The sequence below is a fragment of the Blastocatellia bacterium genome (assembly GCA_035275065.1).
GTDB lineage: Bacteria > Acidobacteriota > Blastocatellia > UBA7656 > UBA7656 > DATENM01.
This window is the reverse complement of record DATENM010000138.1, coordinates 22,209-28,208: the sequence shown is the minus strand read 5'-3', so window position 1 is coordinate 28,208 and position 6,000 is coordinate 22,209. Positions and strand designations below refer to the sequence as shown.

The window sequence follows — 6,000 nt, the reverse complement described above, 5'->3', positions numbered from 1 at the left end:
TAAAATAATCCGCATCTGGTCTTCGTCCATGCGGTTGTCGCTGATGAGTCCGAGCAACTTGAAGCCCATATCTTGCAAGCTCATGTCTTCCAGAAATTGCTCCGTCTGTTTGTCTTTGGCTTTCTTGGCCATCTTCTTTTTCCATTTTGCCAAGTCCAAGACTCGCGCTGGCCTCGGCTCAAATGCGCGTTGCTCGCTCGCTTCACGCTCTGGCATGGTCAGTATGTTATAGTGCGATGCACTGACGGTAACGGTTGAGCGATCTGCCCCGCGCAATTCTTCTGCTGTCTCGCGCCACATAGGATAAGCGACCGCCAAAGGTGAGGCAAGAACTACCCGCATGATATTTCTCGCTTCATCCTTGCGGCCCACTTCGCCTAGCTCGACGGCGTAGCTATTGAGAATGTCAAAGTAGGTGTGTGCGGGCGCGTACTTGATGACCGGCAAGATGTTCTCAAGGTCTGCCAGGGCTTGCTTATGATAGCCTTCCCTTGATTTATGAACGGCAATACCTAGATAAGCAATCAGGCTCGTAGCTATATCTTTAGAAGCCTTTAATGTTTCGGTGAAGTAGTAGAGTTCAGCGTCGAGTTTCTTCAAGTGAGCCGACACCGCAGCTAATGACAGAATCGCCCTTGCGCTAAACAGTGGCGGCGCGGTGTCTGCCGCAAGCGTAAACAGCCCTTTGGCTTTTTCAAGGTCGCCGTTGCCACAGCGGTTATAAGAGACTGCCAGGTAGTAATAGCCGATTGACTGATAAGACTTGATGGGGAAGTTAGAAAGTATCTCGCCAATTTCTTTTAGTCTGTCGAATTGGCGAAAGGCATGGGCGTGTTCCGCTAGTTGAATCAGCCTATTCCCGAACTGTTCATAACTCGATAGTCCTCTGAGTAAGTCCTGATACAATCCCGCTTGTTCGGTTCCGAAAGGAGAGACTATGAAAAGACTGTTCGGCATCTGTTTGCTCATGCTGTGCCTGTCCTTTCCTGTGTTAGCGGGACATTCGCAGGCAGGAGATAACTACTGCGAATGCGGCACGCCGGGATGCCTCGAAGATTATCCCGGCGAATGTGGCGTAAGGGGTTTGCCATTGAATCAAACTCCGACCGACGATACAGCTAAGTGGGGAATCGCTCTGGTTGCGGTACTACTGTGGCTTAGACTGAAAGCCTAAAAGTTAAGAAAAAGCGAATGCGCCCTGCTGCTCTTGTGGCAGCCTAATATTTGTCTGCGCCATTGTAGCCAAACGCACAGAGAATGCAAGCCGGAAGCTACAGAGGTGGGGCAGATAGCGTAACATTGAGATGATGGCTGGGGTTTTCGGCACTCATGCTTCTGGTGGCGGTTTGCGCTCTGGACGTGTCGCCCGAAGGCATAGCGGGAGAGTTGACGCAGTAGTCACCGGCGCGAAGGCTGGCTGCCAAAGTCGTAAGTAGAGTTTGTGAATACCAGAAAGTGTTGATTCCTGCGTGGCTGGCGTTGAAGCTCTTTGCGGGCCGCTATGAAGTGATTGCTATGAGGGATGCTGCCGACATTCTGCGCGAAACTACCGAGAAGCACATGCCGGAGCGGGCAGCATCCGAAGAGGATGAGACACAAGCGGATGAATGAAGGAGTTGAGCCGTGTGAAGAGCACGGCCCGCTCACTTATACCCTGAGCATCTGCCAAACGCCACAAGCCAGCCCATTTCGCTATTCCATTGCTAGGTTGTTTGACATACAATGGCGGGCCATTGGGCCTGAAGGGAAGTGGGAATTATCGAAGGTATAAAGATGCAGATAAAAGCATCTATCGGAAGATGCTTTTAGACATCTTCTTGTCATGCGCGGAGGAAAGCCGTAGAAACGAATGCAAGGAATCAGGAAGTCTTGGCATTCTCTGATGCCGGCCAGTCAAACAAATGATTTCTAGGAGGTAGGGCATGGATAAAAACATATTGATTTATTGGAGTGGAGGAAAAGATAGCGCTATGGCACTTTATGAAATTAGTACAAATCAGCGATATTGCGGATACCGCACTACAGGTCTGTTGACCACGTTAACTGAGGGTTACGATAGAATTAGCGGTCATGGAGTGCACAGGTCTCTGCTGGAGTGTCAAGCTGCCTGCCTGGGATTAAATCTCTATAAGACCTATATCCCCAAGAGGGCAACAATGGACGAATATGAATCTGTGATTGAAGAAGCGCTTCTCAAGAATAAAAGAGAAGGCACTAATGTCGCAGCTACCGGAGACATATTTGTTGAAAAACGAAGGATGGCCACTTTCAAAAAGGTGGGGATGAAGGGCTGCTTTCCGTTAATGCTAAAGAATACCCATGATCACGTCAGGAGGTTCTTGGATTTAGGCTTCAACGCGTATGTTGTTTGCGTTGACTCAGCAATTCTCGACAAGTCATTCGTAGGAAGGACTCTCGATGAGAATTTTCTCGATCAGCTTCCCACAGGTGTTGATCCCTGTGGTGAGAATGGAGAGTTTCACACTTTTGTTTTCGATGGACCGGTATTTCGAGAGCGAGTAAAATGCAAGTTAGGCGAAGTGGTACTAAGGGAATCATTTTATTTTTGCGATCTGTTGTTAGATAATTAACCCCAACTTGAAAGGAGATGAAAAATGAGTAACTCTCAGATGAAAACCGCACAATTGGATAAGGTGCGGGAGAGAAAGATCCACGAGCTTGAAACGGAATTAGGGTTTCAGGTCGTAGCATTACAGCCGGAAACACAACTAGCTCCGCTATCGGAAGAGCAGGCCCTGCGTTTGCACTTTATGGAAAAAGAACTGGGTGTGACTTTGGTGGCTTATGAATCGGCGGCACAACTGCAATTAGCCAAACCATCAGGAAAGCAACTAAAGCGAATGCAATCGCTCGAAAAGCAACTGGGATATGTCTTAGTCGCTTATGAGCTTGCTCAGCCAGAATCAAGGGATAAATATATTGTGCCGGAACAGACAGCGCAACCAGCTCCGCTATCTGAAGAACAGTTCGAGCGACTGCAAACGGTCGAAGAAGAAGTTGGGTTGACCTTAATGGCTTATAAGAGTACTTAAAATGACGCGGATGAGTATTCTCAACAGTAGTATCAGAAATTATCATTTTGAGTAATCCCTTGTAAGAATCCCATTTCACACTGGTGGGAGACAAGGTTTACCAACCGGAAACAATTAACGACTTTTGAAGAAGGAGAAGAAAATGACTGGAAATACGGTGACTGTCGAGGTAAGCAATGGGCCAACTATAATCGTTCCATGGACTTCAGGAATGAACGCTCAACAGGCTATTGAAGCAGCGTTTAACGCACAAGGTTCTCCTGGCGAGTTTACATATTCGCTTCAGTATTTCGGGAGTCAGTTTGGTTATCTCGTCCTGATGATCAACGAAACATATGAGAGCTTTATGTCATCCGCAGATCCTTTCTACTTCTGGGAGTTCATGGTCAATGGTCAGCCAGCACAAACAGGGATTGATAATACGATCCTGAACGCGGGCGATACAGTTACCTTCGAGTTGCAGGTATATGATCCTACAACCCATACAAGTTCGACTGTCGGGGCAAAGTACAAAGCGCGCCTGAGAGCGAAGCAATAAGACATTCTTACCTGAGCGGCGACACTTCCGCGATCAGTCTTTCATTCATCATCGTGATGACCGGGCAGAGCCGCACATCGGCTCTTTGGCGAGTGCGCGGTCTGCCGTTTTGCTCTTTGGTGAGTGCTACAGCGATGCCCCCTGAACCCCATTTAAGCTAGGTGCAGCGATTTGCGCGCTGGACGTGTCGCAGGGAGGCCCGAACGCACTGAGGACAAGGAAACGCGCTGCACTACTATCCTTCAACTCATAAGGTGAAATGGATGACAATCTTCACACTGAATATGCTCCCTACTCCTCTGGCAAATTGTAATAAAACTCATCAAGTAGTTCTTTGGCGCGTGAATCTTTAGGCAACGCGCCATCCAGCACTTCAAGTAATGTTTTAAGAGTTCTTATATCGCTTTCTTCTAAAACTTGAATCGTTCGTAGCCATATCAAGAAAGGCTGGCCTGTGAAACTGCTATCACCAAAAGGTACGTTTGCCGCTTTGCAAAGCGCACGTATATCCAAAGGATCAGCGACATTCTTGGTCACCTCGCGAGCCAATTTGTTGATTGTAGCCTGCCGCATTTCTTGGTCTTCAGTCGTAAGTTTTGGGAGTTCAAAGTTAGTAAGGCATTCGCCGCACTTAAAGTTTCCGCCTCTCTCGAAATCACGAAGCAAGATCGTTCCACAGTTGGAGCATCGTCTAACCTTGCTAGCTAGAAAGTCCTTCAACGGGAGTCCTGATGCTAAATATGCGACGCAAGGCTCAGTAAATGCTTGAATCTCTGTTGGGAATCCACGTGTGCCCGTGATTTCATTATCGATTGTCTTAAATACCTCAAAGCGTTTCCATTTACCCACCTTACTCTGAACTGATTGAGGTGTTTGCCCACGAAAGACATCACTATTCAAGCTTTTCGATGTGAATACTACACGTCCAATTGATGTGATTTCCCTGCGAGCTTTATCGTCAAGGATCAACCTATGAGCAACCTCACTAGCGAATTTATTTAGTCCCTCTATGACTGCTCTCTCTCCGATTTTCTTGAACTTACCATCTCCAGTTTGAATAAAATTCAATTCCTCCTCCACCATATATTTGCACAACGTCACCATACTTCGGGGAGATGTGCCAGCGAAGAGTGATAGCATTTCAGATACCGGCATAACTGAAGTAAATGACAGATCCGGCTCAAATAGCTCCTGAACAGACTTCACCTTTTCATCTGAAAAGGCGCTTACTCGCTTATCAAGCATTTCGACGAGTTGCTCTGGATTCCAATCAAGGTCCCTGATGAATATCCGATCATCTCTGGCATATTGTCGGTAGAATTGTTTAACTCCATCCCATAGGAAGAACTTAAAAGCATAGCGACGTTCTGGACGATCTAAGAGGTTTAAGTTGGCAACTAGAGGATGAATGAGATTGTATGTGGCTTCTGCATCCCTTTGCGTCCAAGGAGTCTCATCAACTCTGTCTACGAGGATATACACAGAACCAAAGTATTGTGATAGAAATTCGATCAGACGATAAAAATCAACTTCAGGAGTTGCTTCAAAACTCCTAGTTTCTTCTCTAATTCTTATTATGGCTTCCGCAAATTTGACTGCGTGCTCAAGCCTTTCAACTCCCAGTTCTAACAGTTGTGCTATTGTAGAAATTAAGGGCAGAGCTTTGACAACTTTATCCGTAGTTCTTTGAAATCTTTCCCAAGGAGTCCGAATTTTTTCAAGGTCCTGAGTGACTTCTGCATGGGCTCGTCCTCCTATGTATTTTGCAAAGCAGTATCGTAAAAAGCCGCGTTCCTCTGGAGATATGCGCATGTGTGGAATATCAGACAACGCGACATTGGAAAGAGCATGAATCGCAAGTAAATAGTTTAGGGCTGCAAAATGATCCTCTAGCCCCTGTTTACTCCCGTGAAGACCTAAGTGACTGAAATCATCATATAAAACGACTAGCACGGGAAAACGCCCATCAGGTAACAGCTCCAATGAACTTGCTCGTTCATCAATCATCACAGCCAGAGCTGTTTTTCCTCCGCCGGTCGGTGCTGTTATCACTGCACTGTTAGGCTCTAATGGAGAGCCCCACAGCGTTTCAAAATAAGGAGGAGGGACGAAATAGCCTTCAAGAACTGCGCGCTCATCCCGTGCATTTACGCTGACAAAAGGGTTCTGGCCTTCCGAAAAGCCAAGATATTCCAAATAGTCACTGAAAGGTGTAGATGCCATAGCAATTAGATGGGCGGCGTAGTAAGCTGGTTCCCGAACCGTTATCTGTAGGATTGAGATATTAGCCAACCCATCGCATTTTAGCATACATGAGAAAGCCCGGATTCTCTACTATCCGCAGACATGGTACATTCCAGCCGATAATAGCCATCGCCGTGCGCGCTGCTTTGGCCGTGTGAGGCGATT

At 47.0% G+C, this 6,000-nt stretch carries 6 protein-coding genes; 4 read left to right on the top strand and 2 right to left on the bottom strand.

Features of this window, described 5'->3' with window-relative positions; all coding sequences use genetic code 11:
• A partial coding sequence (locus VJ464_25915; protein ID HKQ08585.1) for a hypothetical protein occupies positions 1-969 on the bottom strand: 969 nt, incomplete at its 3' end.
• A gap of 486 nt (positions 970-1,455) precedes the next feature.
• Between VJ464_25915 and VJ464_25910 the strand changes: the two genes are divergently transcribed.
• From VJ464_25910 to VJ464_25895, 4 genes are all read left to right on the top strand, one after another.
• On the top strand, positions 1,456-1,611 hold the full coding sequence (locus VJ464_25910) for a hypothetical protein (GenBank protein HKQ08584.1): 156 nt from the start codon (positions 1,456-1,458) through the stop codon (positions 1,609-1,611).
• 311 nt (positions 1,612-1,922) lie between these two features.
• The gene (locus tag VJ464_25905; GenBank protein HKQ08583.1) at positions 1,923-2,591 is read left to right on the top strand and encodes an ATP-binding protein; all 669 of its coding nucleotides are present in this window, start codon (positions 1,923-1,925) and stop codon (positions 2,589-2,591) included.
• 24 nt (positions 2,592-2,615) lie between these two features.
• Positions 2,616-3,053: a hypothetical protein gene (locus tag VJ464_25900; GenBank protein ID HKQ08582.1), complete on the top strand. Its 438-nt coding sequence runs from the start codon at positions 2,616-2,618 to the stop codon at positions 3,051-3,053.
• A 142-nt stretch (positions 3,054-3,195) separates the two neighbouring features.
• Positions 3,196-3,591 carry a DUF4430 domain-containing protein gene (locus VJ464_25895; GenBank protein ID HKQ08581.1) on the top strand — a complete coding sequence of 132 codons (396 nt, stop codon included), beginning with the start codon at positions 3,196-3,198 and terminating at the stop codon, positions 3,589-3,591.
• A 291-nt stretch (positions 3,592-3,882) separates the two neighbouring features.
• On the opposite strand, the gene VJ464_25890 is transcribed toward VJ464_25895, so the two are convergent.
• Positions 3,883-5,883 carry a hypothetical protein gene (locus VJ464_25890; protein ID HKQ08580.1) on the bottom strand — a complete coding sequence of 667 codons (2,001 nt, stop codon included), beginning with the start codon at positions 5,881-5,883 and terminating at the stop codon, positions 3,883-3,885.
• Between the last annotated feature and the right edge of the window lie 117 nt (positions 5,884-6,000).

Bases quoted from the DNA above. Each gene is read 5' to 3' on its own strand.
- VJ464_25900 (HKQ08582.1), top strand. From the start codon at position 2,616: ATGAGTAACTCTCAGATGAAAACCGCACAATTGGATAAGGTGCGGGAG.
- VJ464_25895 (HKQ08581.1), top strand. From the start codon at position 3,196: ATGACTGGAAATACGGTGACTGTCGAGGTAAGCAATGGGCCAACTATA.
- VJ464_25905 (HKQ08583.1), top strand. From the start codon at position 1,923: ATGGATAAAAACATATTGATTTATTGGAGTGGAGGAAAAGATAGCGCT.